The following is a 24,209-nucleotide window of genomic DNA, read 5'->3' as shown; positions in this document are numbered from 1 at the left end:
CATTGTCAGATCGGGACGATTACTCCAGATAACTCAAGACAACCGTGAGGAGATTAAAACATGGTAGACTATAGTGAAAAGTTGATTTTATTAGTAGAAAAGAGAACAAAACTACATCCCGATGATCCTGAGATTCAGATAATTTGGAAAGAGATGGTAGATATTTTGAAGGTACATGAGCAAAGGACGATTGCATTTTTCAATCAATGTGAAGAAAAAGATTTATATTGGCTTAGTGAGATTTTTGAGGATGTATCTTCTGAGTTACAAAGTCGAGCATTTATAGATTGTCTCCTTCAACTGCAAGAGAAGTACCCTAACTTGGATATGGAGCAGGATATTGAATATGCGATTCAATCGATTCAGGAATGAATAAAAACAATATTCATCACGGATAACTTGGCAGATAAACATATTGCCCGGATGCAGCATGCGTCCGGGATTTAATTATGACATCTTTTATTGTAATCGGGTGTAAGACAGGGGATTGGGTATATCGTTAAATGACTCTTTTCTTGATTCCAAACAAAAACCATTAATTCTTGCGATTCTAAAATTAAGATTATTTTTTTGGAGTAGGAGGGATTTTCTTGGCACAAAGTGCGATTCGTTATGCTCAGCGTACACGTTATATACAGGATGCTCAATTAGGTATGGTAATACAGAGTCTTTTCAAAATTATAGATCAAAATACAACTAAACTTTCCACCGAAAGTGAGTGGTTATTAAAAGCAATAAGCGAATGGTGGAGTGACTTTGAAGATATGCCGCCAGGGCTAAAAGATGTTGAGTTGGACAAATGGTTGACAGTTGCAAGTCGTAAAGAACTTTTTATAGGGTTGTTAGATGAGGCTTATAAACAAAGTGATGAATCATTAAAGGGCGAAATATTAAAAATTATCGAGGTACTACAAGATTAATCTAACAACATCAACTTAAGAAATAAGAGCCTATTTAAGTCCAGTGAGAAGGAAATAGGTTCTTCTTTATGTCTACTTTAATCCACCACTTTACAAAAATCACTCCATTCCTCTCCAAGGCAAATGGTATAATGGCAAAAAGGGAGATTCTGGCGCGAGGCTTGAAGGCTCTCACAGCAGAAAGGATGTTATACCACATGCCTACATACAACAAATTGGTGCGAGACAAGATTCCGCATATTATCACATCCAGTGGGAAGGAATGCCGCACACGTATTCTGGACCCGGAGGAATATAAGCAAGAATTAAGAACGAAGCTTAGCGAAGAATCGGAAGAATACATGAGTGCAGCAAGCGATCAGGAAGCACTGGAAGAGCTGGCTGACATGCTGGAAGTGATCCGCGCATTGGCTGAAGTGCATGGGGCGAATATCGCACAACTGGACAAGCTGCGGGCAGATAAAGCAGAGGCGCGTGGTGGATTCCAAGAACGGGTGTATCTAATCGATGTCGACGAAGCTTAACGTTAAACTCATCACAGATAACTTGGCAGATGAACTCATTGCCCGGATGCAGCATGCGTCCGGGATTTATATTATGACGTCCTTTATTATGCAATCGGGTGTAAGGTTGCTTGCACCACATTTGAAAAGCGCAGTTGAACGTGGTGCCGAGGTGCGAATGCTAGCTGGAGACTACCTATACATTACTCAACCCGAAGGGCTACAGGCATTATGCGATGTAGATGAACGGATTGAGGTACGACTGTGGAGGAGTATGGGAACGTCTTTTCACCCCAAGGCTTATTTGTTTGACTACGATAACGGGGAAGGGTTGCTGATTGTAGGCTCGTCCAACTTTTCGCTCTCTGCACTAAAGACAGGTTATGAATGGAATCTAGCGATGAATGCTGAGGCGGAACCGTATACATTCCAGATGGCACTGGATAAATTCATGCAGAGTTTCTATCATGAAACAACCTTACCTGTTAACTCAGATTCTATCTCTCTGTACGAAGGAGAGTACCGTAAATATCATCAAAAGAATCCTGAACTAATTCAGCGGATTACGGAGCTAGAGGAAGCAGAGTTTGGGAACCGACTACCAGAGGATGCGGAGGAAATAACCTCCGAATTATCTACGGAGATGATTGAACCGAGGGCGGCACAGTCGGCAGCTCTGGAAGCTCTCGAAGGCATTTTGGAAGAGCAGTATGATAAGGCGATGGTTGTGATGGCGACAGGACTTGGTAAAACGTATCTGGCTGGCTTCTTCGCTCGTCGCTTTAGAAGGGTACTGTTCATTGCACATCGGGAAGAGATTTTGTTCCAAGCGAAAAAGTCTTTTGCACGCATCATGCCAGAACGTAGCTTCGGTATCTATAACGGTCAGTACAAAGATGGAGAGGCAGATTGTGTATTTGCTTCGATCTATACGCTTAGTTTACAGAGACATCGGGATGTGTTTACGCCTGATGCATTTGATCTCATTATCGTAGATGAGTTTCACCATGCTGCTGCAAAGTCGTATCTGTCAGTCATTAAGCATTTTCAGCCCCAGTTCCTGCTTGGCATTACGGCTACGCCAGATCGACTGGATGGTAAGGATGTATACGCCCTGTGTGATGGGAACGTAGCGTACCAAATGCATTTTATTGATGCGATTCGGCGAGGCTGGCTTGCCCCATTTCAATATTACGGTGTATTTGATGACACGGATTATTCGCAGATACGCTGGATGGGCACCAAATATGATGAAGAACAGCTCATGGCAGCACAGTTGCATGAGGAGCATGTGGTGAAAATTTATTCCGCATGGCTTCAGCATAAGCAGACACGTACGATTGGCTTCTGCTCCTCCATCCGTCAGGCAGATTATCTGGCTGCGTATTTTCGCAGTCAGGGAGTGAAGGTGCTGAGTCTACATTCGCGTACATCGGAGATGTCTCGTGAAGAAGCTATTCGGCGGCTTGATGAGGGCGAACTAGAGATTATTTTAACGGTGGATCTGTTCAACGAAGGGACAGATATTCCGCGTGTGGATACGTTGTTGTTCGCGCGTCCAACGGAATCTCTTACGGTGTTCACCCAACAGTTAGGACGTGGTCTTCGGTTAGCGGAAGGTAAATCTCATTGTGTCATCATCGACCTCATCGGGAATTATCGGAATGCGGATATCAAGCTGAGTTTACTGGATATGCGTGACCACGAAGAAACAAGTGGGAAAAGAAACGATTCTTCTGTGCCTGAGGTTCCCGCTAACTGTGCTATTCATCTGGATACCCAGGTCATAAACCTGCTACAGGAATTAAGCCGGAAGAGGATGCCTCGTCGAGAGAAACTGCATCAGGACTTTCTGGATGTGAAGAGAGAATTAGGACGTATTCCGACATATCTGGAGCTGCATCTGATGGGACGTTCCAAAAGCATTGGATATCGAAGCGACTTTGGATCGTATATTGGTTTTTTATACTGGGCACAGTTACTGTCACCGTATGAGAGCGAAGTTTATATTCGTCAGGAAGCGTGGCTGCGAGATGTGGAGAAGACGATCATGAACAAAAGCTATAAGATGGTTGTGCTACTCTACATGCTGGAACGTGGAGAGGATCACTGGATGGAGTCAGTAACACCAAGCGAGATGGCGAGCTTTTTCCATACATACCTGACAGAGAAGGCATATCGGAAACACAAAGACTTTTCGGATAAAGGTAAGCTCAAGCTCTGGGGCTGGAATGAGAAGACGGCATCTGAGATTGAAAAGTTGATTATCGACATGCCGATGTCCATGTGGAGCGGAGCGAAGGGCAGTATGACTCGTTTCGTGGACGGAGTGTTTTCACTGAATGTACAAGTGCAGGATGCAGAGGAACGATCGCTGTTATATCGTTGGACAAAAGAAATCTGTCTGTACAGATTGCATGCATATTTCGAGCGGGGAAACTTTAGTATAAAAGATTAAGGATAAAAAAATCCTATCTAGAATGTAATTGAATATACCAAGTAGGATGATCTAAACGAAAACCAGACTACTCACACGGTTTAATGACATGTAGTCTGGTTTCTATTTTTTTATTTATTTCTTGAGTTCCATAGTTTATAGAGAGAGTATAAGGATCACTATAGTATTAAAATAATGTGAAAGGAGCAATCCAAATGAAATCTCATAAAATATTATTACTTTTCGGATGTTTAGCTTTGGTAATAGTGCTTATATTCTCCTATAGCTTTTATAAAGAAAGAAGTATGTACGAAGATTATCTAACTTCTAATGTGGTTCAAGATATAATTGAAATGAAGAGTGCAATTAATAACAATGAAATAATCTTTGATAGCATACTGACTAGTGGCAAAATAACTAACCAGATCATACAAAATGGAGAACAGGCTGAGCAGGTAACTAATAATCTGACTGAGATGATGCAAATTTTAGATAAGTACAATTTAATGAATCAAAGCTTTAATAAAAACACAAATATATTAACCAAGCCCGCTAAACCATTAATAGTTTCATTAGATCAGAGTACTATTTTACCAAGTACGCTATTGCGGATGAGAATGACGTTTGAAAGATTAGATTACACTAGCTATCCCTTAACGCCCGAATCCAAAGCGCGAATAAAGGAATATCAACAACTTAATAGCCGTTGGTTAAAGATTGTTGGAGACATCGAATCAACAGAAATTACTGTTAAAGAGTGGCCACAATTTTTGAGTGATATTGAGAATGAGACACAAGTTTATTTTCAGGAACAAGATATCAACTTTAAAGAAGATGAATTTTGGAAGGATTCATTAAACCCTAGGTATACTTGGGAGTAAGTTTTTTTGAGAAGTAGAGACTAGAGTGGCTTCATCCCCTTTAAGTAGACACTTAATAAAATCATCATGTTACTTTGGTGGTTCAAGTGACACTTGAAGGGGATATTTTTATGCACAAAAAGTGTAAACGGAGAAAGTTCGACGAGAGAAAAAATACTGTCCCTGATCCTCTGAAGGGATACACATATGACAACGGTGCTGTGGAAGGCTGGTCGGGACGTCAATCACAAGAAAGCAGATCATGTTGGACGCTAATCCGAAATCATAGAAACCCGGTTGTGGTAGAATTTAAATAGTTGAGGAACATTAGCAGCACTGATGACGTCTGAAAAGAAGAATATATCCGATCAACTATACGAAAGGATGACGCTCTAATGAAAAAGGTGGTTATGTTCATCGCTGCGCTGTGCGTAGTCACGGTTGCAGGGACTTTATATGCTTCGGCAGGCAAAGTGAGCGCAGCGGCTCCAACGTATACGTTAACCGTGAATGGAAAACCGATGCAAGTAAGTAAATCTGAGCTGATGCCTTATGAGCAAAAAGGAACCGTCTTGGTGCCATTACGTGCTACGGCGGAAGCACTTGGCTACAAAGTCAGCTGGGTTGCTGCTGAAAAGGCCGTATCTGTCGAAGACAGCATACAGTCTGCTCTGGTGAAGAACGGCAGTACCCAAGTGAAGTTTACAGGCAAGCTGAAAATCATCAACCTGAGTCAGGATATGGAGCTTCCAGTTCCTGCACAGACCAAGAAGGGCACGATGTATGTGCCAGCTTCGTTCTTCGAAACTTTCTTCAATGAAGTTGTGGTGAAAGAAGGCAGCGTTTCGATCTCGGCTCAGATGTCGTCGATTCAATAAAATTGACGTCTGTACTAGCTCTACCACAGAAAGACCTTTAATGACTTGCAGCCTCTATAGGGAGGCGAGTCGTAAAGGTCTTTTGTCGTTATATATAAAATGAATTCCTTACTTACACGAGGCTTGATTTGTCATATGTATAGTTAGTTTGAGGGCTACTCCATCAGCGTTATGAAGTTCCTGTAAAGAAACAGACCCTTGTTGTTTCGTTTTGTACTGAATTTAACAGGTGCAGAGAATAGAGTGAGGTAATTGCCGTATGTGATTACTTTTTCAAGATGTGGCATGTACTCAGAAGGTTTTGCCCGTATTAGACGCTTGTGGCGTGCTGGAGCAATCAAATTAATTAGAGGTATATATGAGTGATTTATGTATCAATTAATAAGAATTGATAGTGGTAGGAAACAGGAAATGCATATCTTTCAGGTGGTAAATGATGAAGAGGTGATCAGTTCGATATGGATTACAAGGGGGATGACAGTCGTTTCATTGGTTTTGCAAAGCTATTTGCGCATATCACGAAATCAAAATTTTATAAACAACAGATATTTCAGAATATGCGAAAATGCGCGCCACGATTAAGTATGGGCGCGCGCGCATATTTTTTTGCTTGTGTATCTGGTAGTGTTGAATTTTATGGAAACTAAATTTTACTTTCTAATAGTTGCTACGTGACTGAACATTGAAAAATTAATTTCAGCTGGGGCAAAGAATGTTAGTGCATCTGGTTTCATGTAATGACCCATATAAGGCCTATCAATACTAACATTCGCTCCAAGTTTATAAGCCTGCCATAAGAACTTTGAGCAATAGTTCTTGGTTATATCATTCATCTTGTATCCGCTAGCTATCGTATACTTCTGAACTTTTGAATAATTAAGTCTTGCCCACTTCCCAGCTTTTACAGGTTCTAGAAAAGGACCCATCTGTCCATCAGGGAAGTAATTATATACTTTAATTTGAGAAGAGGCCGGGAAACGGGACAAATATGAGGATAAAGACTCACCCGTTGCACCAGAAGGAACGTCATTTGCTGGGGTTGAGTGGTAAATTTTCTTATCATCACCTACTATAGCAACATGTCCAACAAATCCAGTATCCCATCCTTTGCTACTATATAGCACGTCACCAGGTGTTACTGGAAAATTAGTTCCAGGATAGTTTACGGATGCTGCACTTGCATTCATCGGGAAAGCAGATACAATTAAAGTGATTGATAACAATAATGCCAGGGTTACACCAAGTAATCTTTTCATAGAATCTCTCAGTCTCCTTTGAATTGGGATTTAATCTCAAAAATATGATATCATAAGAAAGAAGGAAAATAAATGAAAAAAAAGTTATTAATAACTATCTGTTTAATTATCTTAGTATCTTTGCTTTTTATTCTCTTTGTTAATTTAGAAAAGAAACAATTAAAAACTGAAGTTAATGACTATTTACTTCAAAACGGTTATAAAACTTCTGATATAATGTCAATTAATACGTTTTTCGGAAGGATGCCTTTTTTCTCTGCTAGAGTTGTATTTACGGATGAAGAAAATGTTGAATATTTTTATTTGAAAGATTCAGGTGAAATTAAACAGTTTAGTACACCCCTCGTAAATGGATCAAGAAATTATAATGATAAGAACCAAGATTTTAAACATCTGGAAAAATAAATAGTAATTAGTACAAGACTTTTGCTCAAACTCAGAGAGTTAAACAAAAAACGACGAGTTTTCATGAACACTCGGCAGATAATCTGGAAATGCTTCAAGCATTTGTGCTCTTGTAATGGAATAACAGGACCATACTTAGTTAAATTAATGAGACAGTGAGTCAATAGTAAGGGATGTGATCTATCTTCCCTTTAAAATGTATCCTCGTGTATACTTGTGTGTAGTAATGTATCAAAACCTTGAGCAAGCAGCTACATTAGCGGGATCTGTGGTGATCTCATGGCGTGGCCAGAGGTAGCCGCAGCAATTCAGCATAGCAAAACGTAATTAGTAAGCCCAAACACGCACTCAAATGCATGTCTGGGCTTTTAGGTGCATCCAAAAAGGAAATGAGGCCGCCTAGTACTTTGGTATTCCCCCACTCAGGGTAGACAGTGAAAAAAGAGGAGATGTTAAGATAAACTTCTCAAAACTGGATACCGGAGGAATGCTGTGCAAGCGAACAAAGGTGCTGTTCGCTTGCCAACGGAAGGAGGTTAGGCGAAAAGTCAGATCATGTAGAGGTTTGGGGTGAGGAGAGAGAGCCAAATTATTATCACATGGGCTCAGGAAAGCCAAAACGGAGAGATATAGGGAACGTTGGACAAAGAAGCATATTAGTAATTTAGAAGAAATTGTTTAATTGAAAGCCTTGGTAAAGTATCTAAAAAGCTCAATCTAAATATGCACGGAAATGGAAGATGGATTTCAAAGCCGGGCGCCTATTTATTCCAGAAATAATCATTTCCGTTCGGAGCGGATTGAAGAGAGACTGGAAACGTGTTTATCTATAAACTGAAACTGCTAGTTCAGGAGCAATAAGTATCCCTAAATCACTATTTTTGGACAGAACCAAGCTCGAAGAGAATGGGAATTGTCGCACCCTTGTGTGTGGAATAAAGCTGTCGTCAAGCATCAGACCAGGCTATAAGGGAAAATACATACCTTGATTCAACCATTGAAGGTTCAAAACGAAGAAGATGCTTTGTACACTGGAAACCGCCTGCCTGAACTTGGCGAAGCCTCGGCTTACTGCGGCAAGCTGTAACAAGCCATTAAGTAATTACAAGGAATCTGAATGAAAAACGAAGAGCGAAATATAAAAAAATGATGCATTAGTTGCGCAAAGACTTCCTGCCACAGTTGCAAAAGAAAGAGTATCAGCTGCCAACCGCCGCTAAGCACAACATTTAAACTAAAACCAATCTGGTGCTGAATTTAAGCGAATGAAGGAAGATCACATGCGAAAATGGTCAACTGAGGTATAAATAAAATATAGAGATTGGAACGGTAAATCAGTTTGTTCTGGGGCTGTAGTACGTATTATCGCCCCATGGATACACCAAATGTCTGAAACCTTATCTCGGTCATCTGAAGAAATGCTTGGGCAAAAGACGGAAAAGCGTTATTGGAAATGCCGGGTACGGAAGAGAAGAAAGTTGCAGCTATTAAAAAGAATAAAATATTCAGGCCATCGTCAGATATGGGAATATCACAAGAACGGATTGGATGCGAGGTAGGGTATAGCTATTGGGGATGAGGTTCGCAATAATATACCCTGGAATGCCACCATCTCCGCTAATACCTTCGTTCATCATTAGGGAAGGACTATTCTTGTCCCCTAATAAAATCGTATATAGATATTCGGAGACAGATAACGTAATCCCGCTTTCCCTAAAGGTAGATAGACTCCTAGTAACGGCTTCATGACACTTTTGCCAAAATGCTTCAGACGAAATCGCTGCTAACGGCTCGCAGATCTCAGCGGTTATACCCTCAGGGGAGATGTTCATGAAATTATTCATCATAATAACATCAAACCCATGTGGCTCACTCGCGCGAAATGGGATCTGCTGAATGTTCCATTTGTTCATAAAAGGCTCCATCATAAGTTGACGGTACAGCTCTAACTTTTCATCAGGTGGGGCTTCCATTATCGTTTTATAAATCTGATCTGAACGCAAAGCGGTAATCTGCATTAGTCATCTCTCCTTTTGGATAAGCTAGAGCTTATTATCAAGGATGACCTTACGTTACAGTCAAGGATGGATTATTAGCTTGTTGAGATATGTTCTTATATGGCAAAAAAACCTCTGATCTACTCCACAATTCCGGAGTTCACGATCAAAGGCTTCTAACTACTCCAATTTACCGCGTACGGTACGATTACGGCTTGATCGCATGTAGCCCCAAACTTGATACAAGAATAGTGCGGCGAGTACACTCGCTGGTAATAGAAGAGGCTGCAACAGATTACCAATCGACAAGGCGGAGAATCGAGATACCATATAACCGGCAATTCCAATGGTGGCGATTAGTACGGTGTTCCAAATAAGGAAAGACTTTGGCGTCGAACCCAATCGCCAAGAGCGGTATACACCCAAAAGGAATGCACAACCGAATAACGCATAGAATATCACTTCGGTCGTCGTTGACCAAGTGCCTACAAGTTGAATGGGTATCACATCTTCCTGCGATAACTGACTTGAGGAGAGCCAGTACTGAGATTGATCTAGGCGGTACTGTTCAATCCAGATATATGCACCGTAGACGAACGCCATTAGAATGAGATAGACCAGAGCTAAGAAGGAAATTGCCTTTGGAGTAGTTTTTCTTGTTTTCACCATTTTGCTAAAAGACCTCCTATAATGATTTCAACGTTCCTCAGATTAGAGAGTACATTGTCACCAAAAATGGATATCCTTGTAGTATAATTCATCTCAAACTGAATCGAAACCATAAATTGTATATGTAAGATATTGCGTTTCTTTTTCTGATATCCCTAGACATAGAAAAATCGCCATCCAGCTGGAGAGGTGAATAGACTTAAATATTTCAAAAAACGCTTACAAAATTTCAATTCTGCCCTACCTTTTCGTCTCGGAAGCTGAGATAATGGGGAAGGCTAAATCAATGCAGACATTTAGGCTATATCAGAGATAGCGGTTACTAGACCGCTTACATATGAAATGGGAGGAATAGAGATGACCACACAGGTAACAGAACTCATTCAATCAAAACAGGGACAGGCTTTGCTCGCGCAAATGTACGGGCCACAGCATGTCGAAGAGCAGGGTGCGCGTTATGTGAAGCTGGATGCTTCGTTCCGTGAGCACTTTGGTGAGCAGGAGCAGGTTCAATTGTTCAGCTCCCCGGGACGTAGCGAAATTGGTGGTAACCATACGGATCATAACCATGGTAAAGTTTTGGCGGGTAGCATCACGCTTGACACCATCGCGGTAGCTGTACCGACAGACGATAATGTGATTACGTTTTATTCCGAAGGATACGACAAACAGTATGTTATTGATCTTGCCAACTTGAAGCCGAACGCGGAGGATGACGGTACAACTGGACTGATCCGTGGTATCGCTGCTGGACTCGTGGAATTGGGACACAACATCGGTGGATTCAAGGCAGACATCTCCAGTAACGTATTTGCAGCTTCTGGCGTGAGCTCTTCTGCATCCTTTGAGATGCTGATTAGCGCGATCCTGAACCACTTCTACAATGAGGGTAAATTGGATGTGGTGACGCTGGCGAAGATTGGACAATATGCGGAAAATCACTTCTGGAATAAACCATCCGGTCTTCTGGATCAGATGGCTTGTGCCTACGGCGGACTGATCTCCATCGATTTTGCTAATCCAGCTGAACCTGTGATTGAGCCTGTGGAATGGAATTTCCAAGAAAACGGATATTCCTTGGTCATCGTGAACACGGGTGGTAACCATGCGGATCTGACCGAAGACTATGCTTCGGTGCCGAACGAGATGAAAGCAGTCGCACAGGCGCTTGGTAAGGAGTATGTTCGTGAAATTACGGAAGAAGATATTTATGCGAAGCTGCCAGCGATCCGCGAAGCGGCTGGAGATCGTGCGGTGCTGCGTGCACTTCATTTCTTGTCTGAGAACCAACGCGTAGATGGACAGGTGCAGGCACTGCGTGATGGACGTTTTGCTGATTTCCTATCCCTGATTACGGCATCCGGTAACTCATCATGGAAATGGCTCCAGAACGTATATCAGAGCGGAGCTTCCCGTGCACAGGAAATTTCGGTGGCTCTCGCGCTGACAGAGAACTATCTCAGCAAGCTCGGCGATGGCGCATGTCGCGTACACGGCGGTGGATTTGCTGGCGTAATTCTGGCGATTGTACCGAACGAGAAAGCAGAAGAATACATGAACTGGATGCGCGGTATGCTGGATACACCAGTAATTGTGGTTAACGTACGTCAGCATGGTTCCATCTGCCTGAATGCGGAACTGAACAAGGCTTAAGAGAGCATGCATCATTAATATATAAAAGCAGCGATGCACCTGAACATGATGTTCGGTGTGTACGCTGCTTTTTTGAGTAGGCCAATAAAGTGGATTTAGTCCTCATACATTGAGTTAAGAGGTTGGATATCATCAGGTACTGAGCCTGTTTTGACTTCATATGTATCATAGTCGACCATTGCAAATATTTCTTGGGATTTATTCCCTTTAACATGCCCCGTTAGTGATACGGTATGGGATAAGTCAGACGGAATGAATCGGTGGCCTGTGAATTCCACATCAACTCCATAGGTCTCTTTGAAATAGGTTAGGCTGGCGATTTCAGCTTTTTCAACAATTTCTTTTTGCTCGCTGGGCATGCAAGCTGATAATAAAACGATGATTAAACTAAACGTGAATAACACGGCTAGAGGTGACCGTCTTTTATGATCAAGCATATCTACTACTCCTTGCTGGAAATCACTTGATTTTTTTGTCCAATAACGATTTTGGTACAACGGCTGTTTGAACTTCTAACGTATCATAATCAATCAGGATCGTAATCGTAGTCTCTTTGTTATTTTTAACATGTCCACTCAAACTGATATTGTGACTCAGATCCTTTGGCATGAATTTATGCTCAGTAAATTCCACTTCAGTATCATAGTGATCAATAAAGTATTGATGGCCCACTTGAGTGGTTTCTTCAATAACCTTGTGTTGATTGGGAATTGAATTGCATCCTGCTAATATGAAGATGAAGAATAAGAAAGTGATGGATATAAATTGAGATTTTTTTATAAAAATATTTTAGCCTCCCATATATGTGAAATGAATACTTAATAATATACGTTAACTTTTTAACTCAGTAAACAGCGTTCATGGGAATGTAATTGAGCCAGGTGGAGCAAAATTGCACATGCATAGAAAGTCTGGACTTCATGGATCGCTGGTTTTATTAGACTTTTGTGATGAAGGAAAAGATAGCGTTAGCATTTGTTATATTATCTGTTCATGAACTCTCACCAAACAAAAACTAGAAGAACGTATCGTAGCAATACAAATGAAGAGAAGCCTGGACAATGTGTCCGGGCTTTTTTCGTATGAATAAGGAGCCTGTTGATCCCACACGTATACCTATTTAGCAAGAGATAATTTTCCAAATTTAGGTTGTTTGATCTGAGTAAAAAAGGTAAACTTTCCTTTCAAAGGATTTAGGCAATTGCAGCTTAAGATAGAAGCATATACATCGCGTTCAGCATATCGCATCCAATTTACAATCGTGATAAGGAGAGTGAGTTTCTTTTGTCTATAACTACACCACTTTTGCAGGACATCAATATGATTGGAATCCTTTTGTTGTTAGTGGGTAACGCGTTTTATTTGATGCATCTTCGTAAGGTTAAGAGAGAGCGCGCACTAACAATACGGGAATCGTTGCTGGTTGTTGTGGCGCAAGCAGGTTATTTATTGTGGGCAGGGAGCCATTTGCTTGAGATGCTATCCACTTAAGTGCAGGTAAGTATGTAGAAAAAAAGCAAACTTCTTCTACTTTGGAAGTGTTGATGAAGTAGGGTCTATGAGTAGATGTGAATAGATGGCATCGTCGTGTTATATAAGGTTGGCTAATTTTGTGTTTATTTTCAATACGAGGGGAGAAAACGCAGAATGAGTACAAGCACTTCATGGGATCAGGAAGAGGAACGAATGTACAAGGAGCTAAGGTCTCTGGTGGAAGAGGCTGAGGGGCAGGAGCAACGGAGAAAGATGTTGAATCGTATGATCAAACAGCTCCGGAACGCCAGATGGCGGAAGAAAGTGCTGAACATGGACAATTATCCCTTCTCCCATATTAGACCCGCACAGCTTGGAATCATAATTACGACTGGAGCACTTACTCCTATTGTATTGTTTAGCATTTTTATATGGTTATCGCTATGGGTTGAATGATGTCGTTATTAAGAGAGCAACCGGTAGCAGGGAAAGAAGCTTTCCAAGCTAACGATTGCTCTTTTAGGTGATCACTTGGTGATTTGGAAATAGGTTAATGTGATTTTTGGCTGTGGTCTTGATCTTGAGACTGGATGTAGTTTTGCATATATTGGTGATACTCACGGAAGCTGCTGATGTGATGCAAGGCATCTGATTTCGAAGCGGATTGCAGCTTGATCTTCCCATCACTAGGATGGTCTTTCATCTGAGCTACCACGGATTTGGAGCCTTGAATGTCAATCGACATCTCTTGAATTCGTTGTAAAAGTGCCGGATGTCCTCCATATTGAAGCATCTCAGCAAGGGGCCTCATCTCCTCCAGTTTCTGACTGGAGCGCTCAAGTGTAGTCATCACTTTATCCCCATCGGTACTTGCACTCAGGGAAACCATACGATGAATGTGGTCTTTTTCCATCCGCTCCAAGGCTTCTAGGTGAGAGGCTTCCAGTCGTTTGGGATCACCGAAGCCTTGAGATTGAACGGTGTCATTAGTCTCGGTGGTATGATTATTATTTCCGTTCCCGCATCCCCATAACAGAGATGAGCAGGCGAGAACTGCTCCAACGGCAACGATGCTTTTTAAACGCATATTGTCACTCCTTCAACATTTTCCTGAAGGTAGTATGAGCTAGAAGAATGAAAATAATGCCTATTTATTTTACTTTTATTACAGAGAACCAAGGAGACATCATGAACATATATACGAATCCGATCTGGAAATGGGCGATTACAGTCCTGTATCCGATTTTTTGGTTTAGCGTTATGACTTGGAAATCGCCACTGAACTCCTGGTTGATGACCATACTTATACTTATTCTTATTCTCTTTTGCATGGCATGGGCAGGTGTGAAGGAAATGCTTATTTCGACAGGGCTAACCTGGCTCGTTGCTATTCCAAGCTGGTGGTTTTGGGTCGCGCGTCCAGATCCATCTGCCACTGCTGCCAATTTTGCCGCACATGTATGGATCATTCTTGTTATTTATATGTGCGTTGTGTTTCTACCTCAGATGCTTATTCTCACAACACGAATGCGGGTGATGCTGTATTATTCCAAATGACCAGGGTAGGTCATCCGCTACTAACTATATAGAGCACACATCTGGGGAGGACTACGATTGAAGAAACAAATCTTGAATAACAAAGAAACGAGTCATACATATATTGTCGTATTTACCTTCTTATACAGTATGACGTTGCTAGCATGGCCTTTCGTTGCATTTGCTATTGGTATGTCTCTTGGGGCACCAACGCCAGTAGAATTTCAAGTTGCATCGGATTGGATGGGTAAAATTGTAGTCTCATATCCAATAAGTGTGATCGTGGCTATCATCGGAGGATGGGCTTCATATCGATCAGAACGGTATATTTTTCCTTACTGGATGATGCAACTGCCTCTATTGTGGATTATTGCCTTCTTTACTGTTCAGAGCTTTGGAAAGTATTTAAATTTTTTGGGTTAACAAGGGGAGAAGTATATGACTCATATGAGAAAGCGTGGGATACGAATAGGTTTAGGTTTGTTCGTTGCCGCGTTAGTTAGTGCGATGTTATTGCTACTATTGAATACATATGGTTTTTCCAGAGATTTGGATGCGATGCTTACGAAATATAACATTCAGTCTGAGCAAGTGAAGGTCGTGGCAGATATTGATTCCAGAACTCAACTCGTTTTTTATGATAACTATGCTACAGAGGGGCTTTCCCTTGCTTTTGCACAGCAGAAGCGATGGTCTTCTGAGTTAAAGTTAACTGGAGGTTCTCTCTATGACGACCCTAGCGAAAGGGTAAATACCCGAATCTCTGCATTAAAGTGGTCGGATACAGACTATAACACCATCCTGTATGGAAAAATTCATGATCCGGACATCACACAGTTAAGAGTGAGCTATGATACAGCCTCTGCCTCAACTCCAATTGAAGCGAACATTGCCCCTTTAGCGAACGAGGACAGGCTCTGGTACGTTATTCTTACAGAACCTTTAACAGAAGTGAAGTTAAACATGGTTGGATTAAACGAAGCTGGAGATACAATCTATACGTATGGAGATGCCGAGATCTAGAGAGAGCATCTAAGAAGATTCAATTGAGGTACCGCACAGAGCTGAATCATCAGCATGTATGTTCCAACTTTATATCTTCATCTATATAAATGGTTATTTTTTAGTATTTTTAATAGAAAGCTGCAATCGAGATGGACGAACCCGTCGGAAAGGATTAACATGATACGTATCACGATCCTTGAGATAGCACGAGAAGAAATAGAGATCGTTAAGGGAGGAAACCTACGATGGCACTATCTAAGGTACCAGGAGAAGTACATGTTGGCTTTATTGGAACAGGTGTGATGGGCAAAAGCATGGCAGGGCATATCCAGCAAGCTGGATATCCGTTACATGTCTACACCCGAACGGCAGCCAAAGCAGAAGCTTTGGTAAAGGAAGGTGCGGTATGGCATGATTCACCTGCCAAACTCGCGGCTGCTTGTGATGTAGTTATCACCATGGTTGGATATCCGAAAGACGTGGAAGAAATCTATCTTGGTGAGGACGGATTAGTGGCGAATGCGAAACCGGGCTCGTATTTGATCGATATGACAACATCCAGTCCGTTGCTGGCGGCACGGATCTATGAAGCGGCTGAAGCGAAGGGGCTGCACGCCCTAGATGCACCGGTATCAGGCGGTGACATTGGCGCTCGTGATGGCAAACTCTCCATTATGGTTGGTGGATCTGCGGAGGCGTTTCAGGCTGTACGTCCTTTGTTTGAGCAGATGGGTACCAATATCGTACTGCAAGGTAAAGCTGGAGCTGGTCAACATACCAAAATGTGCAACCAGATTGCAATTGCTTCTGGCATGATGGGCGTATGCGAAGCACTCGCCTATGCGAAGACTTCGGGATTGGACGCGGAGAGTGTGCTGAAGAGCATTGCCACCGGTGCAGCCGGCAGTTGGTCGCTTAGTAATCTCGGACCGCGGATGATCGCTGGCGACTTCGAGCCAGGATTCTATGTGAAACATTTTATCAAAGACATGGGAATTGCCTTAGAATCAGCGAAAGCTATGGGCATGAAGACACCTGGATTGGCACTTGCAGAGTCGCTATATCAAGAGATTGCCGAGAATGGATTCGATGAGAAAGGTACGCAAGTACTCTACACCTATTATCTACAAGCATAATAACGATGATGACAAAGGTCGTGTGTTCTTTTTTCTTCCGATTGGAGAGAGGCACACTGCCTTTTTTTAAGTTTTTCTTACAAAATCCCCTCATATTTATGCGTCTAAAGTCACAGTATTGGTTAAATATCCATGTATAATGGAAGTGAATCTTGAATTTTTAGCGTACATCCCTTTAATTCTCCTGCTTTTTATCCGACATAAGTAATAGAAGTTTACATAATCAAGTTCATCATCCTCCAATGGATATTGTGCCGCTTTCCCGCAAAGACCCGTAAACCTACACTAAATAGAACGGAGCTTGCCCATGTTCAAAAAAATAATGTCTCTGTTCAAGTCACAGCCAGAGCTAGCAAACTCGATTACTGCTTCAGCCCCGCCGATGTCTGCAACAATCCCAAGTCGGACACGGATGGCTCGTAGTCGTCGCAAAACGGAAGGGGACTGGACCCAGCAACCAGAGGAACCAAGCACGGCGGAGCAACTGTACCGTCTCCCCTCAGCGTACAAATGTTTACATGATTTACTTGTAACCAATCCCAAATCGCGCTCAGGTTACTCGCAGATTGATCATGTGGTCATCGGACCAAGAGGGATTTTCGTAATCGAGACTCGTAATTTAACCACAGGAGAGATTCGTGGGGGCAGAAGAGAGGCCAATTGGACGGTTAGCAGCAGCCGAATTAAGATGTATAATCCGTTAATGCAGCATCGCGGACATGTGGAGGCCATTCAAGCACATCTTGGGGATTACAAAAGGGTTCGCCTCATCTCTATGGTGACGTTCACCAATCGTTGCCGAATTAGCGTCGATCCTGCTGTTCGCTATGTTCAATCGGATGAACTGATCATCTATGATCATGAACTCGTAGAGACGATTCTGCGTAAGACAGAGAAACTTGAGTCAGAAGTCCCGGAGACGGTATACAAGGAGCAGGACATTCAAGCCATCTATGAGATGTTATCCTCCGCGAATTCGACAGACTCTCAGATTCGAGCAGAGCATATGGAGAAGGCGAAAGGGATTAAGTAGATTCAAGCCATCTGTATAAGCTGTACAAGTAACAAGTGATTGACCTTAATTCAATCGGCATTTATGAACACCGTTATCTTCTAATAGATGATGGTGTTTCTTTATTTGTCGACGCGATATTGGTAGGGGAATTGAAGACCCACATGGCACAGGTATATCGACGTATACAACCAAGATTTAACTTATGCTAAAATACAAACCATATGTAATTGTGAACTATGCATGTTATGTGAATCAAATTCGTGCGTTACGTAATTAATTCATATGAATGGATTGCGTTCGGAAGTTCTATTCATTCTTTGATGTACAGGTTAATGAATCTCAGAGACAATCATAAGATAAGGGGAAGATCACACAATGAGTTGGAATCGTTCAATTAAAATGTTCGTTGCATTGTTTAGCTTGGCGGCAGTGTTGACCGCTTGTGGCGGAGGAGCAAAGGAAGCGAAGACGGCGGAGCCGACACAGGACTCCACTCAAGTAACGGCGGCAACTGAAACGCCAGCAGATCAGACAGCAGCTAGTTCGGATGCCGATACTTCATCTGATTCCAACACAAGCGAGACAGATTCTTCTGTAAAAGAGGGGCAGATCGGTCTTGATTCAACGATGGATGAACTCGTTGAGAAGTATGCGGACAACGTGGGATATATCCGCATTCCGTTAGATGACCATCCGGTGCGCCGTGTAAGTGAGAAAGATTCCAAAAACGTGAATATTGCCAACTATAGTGATGCTGTAGTTGATGTGAATACGGGCACTCCAATTCATGCGGATTCACAGCAATTAATTGATGATGCATTTCCTTTCTTTACGACAACTCAAACACCTGATGTATCCTACATAACGTGGGAGGAAGCGACTAACCTGGAGCGTGCTATGGTCAAAACGCTGTTTATCGCTCGAGAAGGTCTGTTAATCACCGAAGATACGATGAATAATAAGGATTATAGTGCTCCATCCTTCGTTAATACAATGCGTTTCTTCCAACAGTCCTCCGAGTTTGAGTCGATGGCACCTGTTGCACAAACGACGGATGACATCACACTGACCACGTTGTATGACAAGGCTCGTACCTCATGGGGCAAGCTAGCGGAGATCGATCCAGCGCAGGATGAAGCAGCATTTACCGAAGCGTACAAGGCAGCGAGAACAGAGGCAAACAATGCGATGGGATTCCTGAATGTCTTGTTGTCCACGAACAAGGAAGAGCGAATCAAAGAAATTTACAAGGAATAATGACAGCTTGACCAAATGCAAGTCTGGTCTGGTTGTACAATTTCATTACTTCATTTGCAATATGCAACGGATTCAAATGTGTTCAAACTCTGATTGCCGCTTCTGTGGTTGTCAGAGTTTTTTCTGTTTTTTCACATAGGGGTATGATATGTTTTTACAAGAAACTGGTAAGGGAGTAAGAGTGAGGTGCGTGTATGTGAAGTGGTGGGATAAAATTTGTAAACGCTTTAAATTCAGAACGAAGCTCATTTTGTTTTTGTCGGCGGCCACGGTAGTCATCTCAGGAATTACGGGGCTAATTACCTATCGCATACATATCGACCTTTTTAATGAAGAAGTGAGTCGCCAGTACAGCCTTACCGCAGAACAGATCCTTGCACGTCTAGATTCCCGGGTCAATGATATGTATAAAGTCACCGATTATATCACCCTGAATCCCTCAGTTAAAAATGCCATTAAGGCACAAGAAGCAGGTATCTCTTCCTATGATCAGATGAAGCTGGAAGATGAATTGGATGATCAATTGTACCAGGTACGCTTGGATGCACCTGAGATTATGGGTCTCCGTATTTATGATTTGAAAGAAAATGTGTTTAATCTCGGAGCCTTTGCTGGTTCATTTCAACAGATGAATCCCTCCTATCTGGCAGAGATGGTTCATAGATTAGAAGGAACAGGCGGCGAATATGTTTGGAATCGTCTGGATTCGGATGCATTTATACAGGAAGAGAAGACCAATTGGATCTTAGCAGGACGATTAATGCGCTCTGTTGATCTGGAGACTTATGGTGTGATGTTAATTCTGTTTAACACCTCGCTGTTTGAATCGTATCTCAAAGACCTGCGGCTTAATGATGAAGTTGCGGTGTATCTATTCGATGCCAATAGCGAGCTTCTATATGCCTTTCATAATCAGGATGCTGATCCACCGCCCTTGAAGGAGTTGAGTATAGGGGCAACCGAGATCAGGGATGAACAGGGCACGACTCATTTGTATACCAAACAAACCTCAGATAAGGCTAATTTCACCTTGGTCAGCAAAGTATCACTAGCTCAGATTCAGAATAAAGGGAAGATCATCGTAAAAGTCGCTGTCTTCTCTGCGGTTGCTAGCATAGTATGCTCCTGGCTTATTATCACAATCATTAGTGGTAGGTTGTTGCGTCCGCTGGCGAGTATAGTCAATGCGATGAAAAGAGTGCGTGATGGACAGTTCAATACACGGGTACAGATTGAGACCCGGGATGAGCTAGGTTTCATCGGTGAACGATTCAATGCGATGGCTTCCCGGATCGATACACTGATTCATGAGGTGTACGAGCGGGAACTTAGCGAGAAAGAAGCGGAGCTCAAAGCAATTCAAGCACAACTAAACCCTCACTTTTTGTATAACACACTTAGTATGTTTTTCTGGAAATTCTATATGCTTGGTGACGAGAAATCAGCTCGCCTGGTCACTGCCTTGTCCGAAATGCTGCAATATACGCTTGAACCTGTACAGCGATTAACGACCTTACAAGACGAGATGAACCAGATCGAACATTACTTGCAGATCCAGCAAGCACGTTATCAGGAAGCATTGTCGATTGAAATTTCCGTTCCTCCAGAATTGCTTCGTTGCCAAGTGATCCGCTTACTGCTTCAACCTATTGTGGAGAATGTATTTGTTCATGCTTTTGCAGACAAGAGGAATAACCGCCATCTGCATATTCGTTGCTCACACCAGCGTGGGCAGGAAGAGCTACCGGACATGCTTATCATAGAAGTCTCAGATAATGGCTGCGGCATGCATACATCAGTGATGGAACGCATTATGGAACCCATGGCACCTGCGGATGAGGAGCGTCAACATATAGGAATGCAGAGCGTTCTTCGAAGAATTGAGCTTATTCATGGTGAACCCTATGGTGTACAGATCGAGTCAAAGGTAGATGAAGGTACGCTTGTACGACTTCGTTTGCCTTATCAGTTGGGTGAAAATTCCCATTCGGAACATTCAGATAACAGAGAGGAGTAGGTGCTGTGAATGGACGTTTGCTTGTAGTGGATGATGAAACGTTATTTCGTCAAGGACTGATCCATCTGATTCGTAACAATCCTCTTGGCTGGGAAGTTGTTGGGGAAGCAGCAGATGGAGAAGAAGCAATACAAGTTGTAGATAACTGCACACCTGATCTGATTATTACGGATATCAACATGCCTATAATGGACGGTCTGGACTTGGCTGAACGTATACACGATAGTGGACGCGACATCATGATTATTATTTTGACTGGGTATCGGGAATTCGAATATGCGCAGCGCGCCATTCGTTACGGAGCGATCGAATTTTTGCTGAAGCCGTTTTCCCTCGACGAAGCATGTCAGGTGCTTCGTAAGGCACATGAACGATATCGCCAGAAACAGTCCGACAATCAGATTAGGGCACAGTACAGTCAGGTCAACCGAACGGAAAGACTGAGAGAGGAACTGAACTCACTATTGCTTCACCATCAATTCGCAGCGATGACTCATCGCATAGATGGACTCTTGGAAGAAGCGTCCCAAATGACTCTGCCACGAGCCAAAGAAGAGGTACATATGCTGATAAAGGTTATGACTGAATTGCTGGCACAGCAGCTTCACCTCCAGGAATCCAGTAGCACGGTACAATTTGGTCCAGAGCCACTGCTATGGGTTCATCACGTACCGGAAGTCATCGCCTGGGCTCGGTGCAAGAGTGAAGAGTGGTTGGATATGCTAAGAAGGTTAACTCAGGAACATCAGGATCATGTCATTACACGAGTGATGCAGTATGTTGAGATGAATTATTCCAGAAGTTGCACACTGCAATCAGTCTCCACGCATGTTCATGTGACACCCAATTATTTGAGTCATTTGTTCAAAAAAGAGACGGGACAGGGCTTTAGTCAATATGTTAGTAGGCGCCGAATTGAGAAAGCTAAACTGCTGCTTCACCGTACCCGGCAGAGCATGGCGGAGATCGCGGAACAAACCGGGTTCGATAATTCCAGTTATTTCACGACGGTATTCAAACAAATGACAGGTGTCTCGCCCCGGGAATACCGCAAGCAAACAGGCGAACAGATAGATAGTCAAATAGGCGGAATCCCTCACAAGTAGCCATGTAATAAACAGCCTGCTTCATTTAATGTATATCGTTTCGAACGAAACCCGCTCCCTAGCGGCAAATATCAAGGATGGCCCCACGATGGCATGTGGGGTTATTTTTGTGTAGAAATTTAAAAAAGAATCGTTAAATATCAAATGTTTACGCTTTCATTTTTATCTAAAATACAACTATAGTACATCAGCAGTAGAAGGGAGTGATGCAAATGAAGGGGGAACTGACCGCAGGTTCGCCATCTGGTTTCCAACCACCGGACGATGAAATGAAGCAGCGTATTCGGCAGCAACGGCTGCGACGATTCAAGATGAATATTCCGTTAATGGTAATGTTTGTTCCGGTAATTTTGTTCTATCTGACCTTTCGTTATGCACCTATTGGGGGATTAGTCATGGCCTTCAAGGATTACAATTTTTACGACGGTCTATGGAACAGTCCGTGGGTGGGCTTGCAGCATTTTCAGACATTGTTCAGTGATCCACGTACGGTGGAGATTATTCGTAACACCTTGTTCCTCAGTTTATTAAGCATCATTATTGGATTCCCCATTCCGATTATTCTAGCGATTATGCTGAATGAAGTGCGGAACATGGCTTTCAAGCGGACAGTACAGACGGTGGTCTATATGCCGCATTTCTTCTCTTGGGTCATTATTGCGATGATGATCATGACGGTTTTCTCGTTAGAAAATGGAATCGTAAACCGCTTCGTTGAGGCCTGGATCGGAGAACCTTATCCGTTTATGTATAACAAGGGTTCCTGGGTTGCGGTGTTTGTCGGGTCAGGGATCTGGAAGGACATGGGCTTCAACGCTATTATTTTTCTCGCGGCATTAACAACGATTGATCCGAGTCAATATGAGGCTGCGCAGATGGATGGAGCCAGTAAGCTGCGTCAGATCTGGCATGTGACCCTTCCAGGCATTCGCTCTACGATTATCCTCCTACTGATCTTGTCGATGGGACGGGTGATGGAGGTTGGATTCGACCAAGTGTATATGCTTCAGAACTCCAATGTTAACGAGATTGCGGATGTCATCAGTACGTATATATACCGCACTGGTCTTCAGGGAGCACAGTTCAGCCTGACGACAGCAATGGGACTATTCGAGTCACTGGTCGCCTTTATCCTCATTTTCAGCGCGAACTATATTGCACGTCGATTTAACGAAGGTTTGTGGTAGGGAGGAACAGAAGCGGCATGAGAAAAACTAGAGGAGAAAAAGTCTTTTACCTAATCAATTATGTATTGTTGTCATTGGTAGCGATTAGCTGCATCCTGCCTCTACTGAATATCGTCGCCTTATCATTCAGTGATGCAAGGGCTGTTGTTTCTGGTCAGGTAGGATTATGGCCGGTCGATTTTACATGGTTCTCGTACCACAGTCTGATTACGGGGACGCCGATTCTGAATGCGTTTTGGAACAGTGTGGAGATTACTTTAATCGGTACAGGGCTAAGCATGGCCGTAACCATTATGGCGGCTTATCCGCTATCACGCAGACACTTTTATCACAGACGCTTTTTTACGATGGCGATGGTATTTACGATGATTTTTAACGGTGGACTCATTCCAACGTATCTGGTTGTGCAGAATCTCGGTCTGGTGAACAGTTATGGCGCACTCTGGTTACCGGGTCTTGTGAGCACGTATAACATGTTGATCATGCGATCTTATTTTGAAAATCTACCGGGGGAAGTAGACGAGGCCGCACGCATCGACGGGTGTGGAGAACTTGGGCTATTGTTCCGAATCGTACTGCCTTTATCGAAACCATTGCTGGCAACGATTGCTCTCTTTTACGGTGTAGGCTATTGGAATTCCTTCATGAGTGTGATGATCTATATCAATGATACGTCGAAATACAACATGACCGTACTTGTCCAAAACATGATTATGTCCAATCTGAATGTACAGGATTTTACCGACCCAACAATGATTTCGAACCTGACTCCGGAAGGCATCCGAGCAGCGGCTGTCATCGTGATGGTCATACCTATTCTGGCGGTATATCCGTTCTTGCAGAAGTACTTTGTCAAAGGGGTCATGCTTGGCTCCATTAAAGGGTAAGGCAGGCTGTTG

The 24,209-nt window shown here is 42.8% G+C and carries 26 protein-coding genes; 20 read left to right on the top strand and 6 right to left on the bottom strand.

The genetic code is table 11. The features are described from left to right. Positions 1–60: 60 nt before the first annotated feature. The 6 genes from J2T19_RS16200 (at position 61) to J2T19_RS16175 (ending at position 5,598) form a co-directional block, all read left to right on the top strand. Complete coding sequence (locus J2T19_RS16200) at positions 61–372, top strand: hypothetical protein (RefSeq protein ID WP_307217483.1); 312 nt, start codon at positions 61–63, stop codon at positions 370–372. 218 nt (positions 373–590) lie between these two features. Continuing rightward, entirely contained in the window at positions 591–920 is a 330-nt protein-coding gene (locus tag J2T19_RS16195; RefSeq protein WP_307217481.1) for a hypothetical protein, read from the top strand. A 197-nt stretch (positions 921–1,117) separates the two neighbouring features. Continuing rightward, on the top strand, positions 1,118–1,444 hold the full coding sequence (locus tag J2T19_RS16190) for a nucleoside triphosphate pyrophosphohydrolase (RefSeq protein WP_307217479.1): 327 nt from the start codon (positions 1,118–1,120) through the stop codon (positions 1,442–1,444). Continuing rightward, positions 1,428–3,881, top strand: coding sequence for a DEAD/DEAH box helicase family protein (locus tag J2T19_RS16185; RefSeq protein WP_307217477.1), 2,454 nt, complete (start codon positions 1,428–1,430; stop codon positions 3,879–3,881). Before J2T19_RS16190 ends, J2T19_RS16185 begins: the two co-directional genes overlap by 17 nt. A 194-nt stretch (positions 3,882–4,075) precedes the next feature. Continuing rightward, positions 4,076–4,741 (top strand): hypothetical protein, encoded by a 666-nt coding sequence (locus J2T19_RS16180; RefSeq protein WP_307217475.1) that lies wholly within the window; start codon positions 4,076–4,078, stop codon positions 4,739–4,741. A gap of 374 nt (positions 4,742–5,115) precedes the next feature. Beyond that, positions 5,116–5,598 (top strand): copper amine oxidase N-terminal domain-containing protein, encoded by a 483-nt coding sequence (locus J2T19_RS16175; RefSeq protein ID WP_307217473.1) that lies wholly within the window; start codon positions 5,116–5,118, stop codon positions 5,596–5,598. 650 nt (positions 5,599–6,248) lie between these two features. Here the strand turns inward: J2T19_RS16175 and J2T19_RS16170 are convergent. Then, a complete protein-coding gene (locus J2T19_RS16170; RefSeq protein ID WP_307217471.1) occupies positions 6,249–6,854 on the bottom strand; it encodes a C40 family peptidase in 606 nt (201 codons plus the stop codon). 72 nt (positions 6,855–6,926) lie between these two features. Here J2T19_RS16170 and J2T19_RS16165 point away from each other — a divergent pair, with 72 nt between their 5' ends. Next, complete coding sequence (locus J2T19_RS16165) at positions 6,927–7,259, top strand: DUF3139 domain-containing protein (RefSeq protein ID WP_307217469.1); 333 nt, start codon at positions 6,927–6,929, stop codon at positions 7,257–7,259. Positions 7,260–8,764: 1,505 nt separating this feature from the next. On the opposite strand, the gene J2T19_RS16160 is transcribed toward J2T19_RS16165, so the two are convergent. After that, positions 8,765–9,277: a DUF2268 domain-containing putative Zn-dependent protease gene (locus tag J2T19_RS16160; RefSeq protein ID WP_307217467.1), complete on the bottom strand. Its 513-nt coding sequence runs from the start codon at positions 9,275–9,277 to the stop codon at positions 8,765–8,767. Between the two features lie 159 nt (positions 9,278–9,436). Next, positions 9,437–9,925: a hypothetical protein gene (locus J2T19_RS16155; RefSeq protein ID WP_307217465.1), complete on the bottom strand. Its 489-nt coding sequence runs from the start codon at positions 9,923–9,925 to the stop codon at positions 9,437–9,439. A 357-nt stretch (positions 9,926–10,282) separates the two neighbouring features. Here J2T19_RS16155 and J2T19_RS16150 point away from each other — a divergent pair, with 357 nt between their 5' ends. Next, on the top strand, positions 10,283–11,578 hold the full coding sequence (locus J2T19_RS16150) for a galactokinase (protein WP_307217463.1): 1,296 nt from the start codon (positions 10,283–10,285) through the stop codon (positions 11,576–11,578). Positions 11,579–11,673: 95 nt separating this feature from the next. Here J2T19_RS16150 and J2T19_RS16145 read toward each other — a convergent pair whose 3' ends face one another. Together J2T19_RS16145 and J2T19_RS16140 are read right to left on the bottom strand one after the other, a co-directional pair. Then, positions 11,674–12,015: a hypothetical protein gene (locus J2T19_RS16145; RefSeq protein WP_307217461.1), complete on the bottom strand. Its 342-nt coding sequence runs from the start codon at positions 12,013–12,015 to the stop codon at positions 11,674–11,676. Positions 12,016–12,037: 22 nt separating this feature from the next. Beyond that, the gene (locus J2T19_RS16140; RefSeq protein WP_307217459.1) at positions 12,038–12,250 is read right to left on the bottom strand and encodes a hypothetical protein; all 213 of its coding nucleotides are present in this window, start codon (positions 12,248–12,250) and stop codon (positions 12,038–12,040) included. Between the two features lie 612 nt (positions 12,251–12,862). Between J2T19_RS16140 and J2T19_RS16135 the strand changes: the two genes are divergently transcribed. Beyond that, positions 12,863–13,069, top strand: a complete 207-nt coding sequence (locus J2T19_RS16135; protein WP_307217457.1) for a hypothetical protein — start codon at positions 12,863–12,865, stop codon at positions 13,067–13,069. Positions 13,070–13,225: 156 nt separating this feature from the next. Then, positions 13,226–13,507, top strand: coding sequence for a hypothetical protein (locus J2T19_RS16130; protein WP_307217456.1), 282 nt, complete (start codon positions 13,226–13,228; stop codon positions 13,505–13,507). A gap of 94 nt (positions 13,508–13,601) precedes the next feature. On the opposite strand, the gene J2T19_RS16125 is transcribed toward J2T19_RS16130, so the two are convergent. Further along, positions 13,602–14,138 (bottom strand): hypothetical protein, encoded by a 537-nt coding sequence (locus J2T19_RS16125; protein WP_307217454.1) that lies wholly within the window; start codon positions 14,136–14,138, stop codon positions 13,602–13,604. Between the two features lie 101 nt (positions 14,139–14,239). Between J2T19_RS16125 and J2T19_RS16120 the strand changes: the two genes are divergently transcribed. The 10 genes from J2T19_RS16120 to J2T19_RS16075 all read left to right on the top strand — a co-directional run bounded on the left by J2T19_RS16120 (position 14,240) and on the right by J2T19_RS16075 (position 24,197). Further along, positions 14,240–14,608: a hypothetical protein gene (locus J2T19_RS16120; RefSeq protein WP_307217452.1), complete on the top strand. Its 369-nt coding sequence runs from the start codon at positions 14,240–14,242 to the stop codon at positions 14,606–14,608. A 57-nt stretch (positions 14,609–14,665) separates the two neighbouring features. Then, positions 14,666–15,010 carry a hypothetical protein gene (locus J2T19_RS16115; protein ID WP_307217450.1) on the top strand — a complete coding sequence of 115 codons (345 nt, stop codon included), beginning with the start codon at positions 14,666–14,668 and terminating at the stop codon, positions 15,008–15,010. A 15-nt stretch (positions 15,011–15,025) separates the two neighbouring features. Beyond that, a complete protein-coding gene (locus tag J2T19_RS16110; RefSeq protein WP_307217448.1) occupies positions 15,026–15,610 on the top strand; it encodes a hypothetical protein in 585 nt (194 codons plus the stop codon). Positions 15,611–15,837: 227 nt separating this feature from the next. Then, a complete protein-coding gene (locus J2T19_RS16105; protein WP_307217446.1) occupies positions 15,838–16,728 on the top strand; it encodes an NAD(P)-dependent oxidoreductase in 891 nt (296 codons plus the stop codon). A gap of 307 nt (positions 16,729–17,035) precedes the next feature. Continuing rightward, positions 17,036–17,761, top strand: a complete 726-nt coding sequence (locus J2T19_RS16100; protein ID WP_307217444.1) for a nuclease-related domain-containing protein — start codon at positions 17,036–17,038, stop codon at positions 17,759–17,761. A gap of 357 nt (positions 17,762–18,118) precedes the next feature. Next, entirely contained in the window at positions 18,119–19,000 is an 882-nt protein-coding gene (locus tag J2T19_RS16095) for a hypothetical protein (RefSeq protein ID WP_307217442.1), read from the top strand. 196 nt (positions 19,001–19,196) lie between these two features. Then, the gene (locus J2T19_RS16090) at positions 19,197–21,017 is read left to right on the top strand and encodes a cache domain-containing sensor histidine kinase (RefSeq protein ID WP_307217440.1); all 1,821 of its coding nucleotides are present in this window, start codon (positions 19,197–19,199) and stop codon (positions 21,015–21,017) included. A gap of 5 nt (positions 21,018–21,022) precedes the next feature. Further along, the gene (locus J2T19_RS16085) at positions 21,023–22,123 is read left to right on the top strand and encodes a response regulator (RefSeq protein WP_307217438.1); all 1,101 of its coding nucleotides are present in this window, start codon (positions 21,023–21,025) and stop codon (positions 22,121–22,123) included. Between the two features lie 269 nt (positions 22,124–22,392). Further along, entirely contained in the window at positions 22,393–23,310 is a 918-nt protein-coding gene (locus J2T19_RS16080) for an ABC transporter permease (protein WP_239290830.1), read from the top strand. 17 nt (positions 23,311–23,327) lie between these two features. Beyond that, positions 23,328–24,197 carry a carbohydrate ABC transporter permease gene (locus J2T19_RS16075; RefSeq protein WP_056694637.1) on the top strand — a complete coding sequence of 290 codons (870 nt, stop codon included), beginning with the start codon at positions 23,328–23,330 and terminating at the stop codon, positions 24,195–24,197. Positions 24,198–24,209: the final 12 nt, after the last annotated feature.

Origin of the sequence: Paenibacillus tundrae (assembly GCF_030812775.1) — a bacterium.
Lineage (GTDB): Bacteria > Bacillota > Bacilli > Paenibacillales > Paenibacillaceae > Paenibacillus > Paenibacillus tundrae_A.
This window is presented reverse-complemented; position numbering and strand designations above follow the sequence as displayed.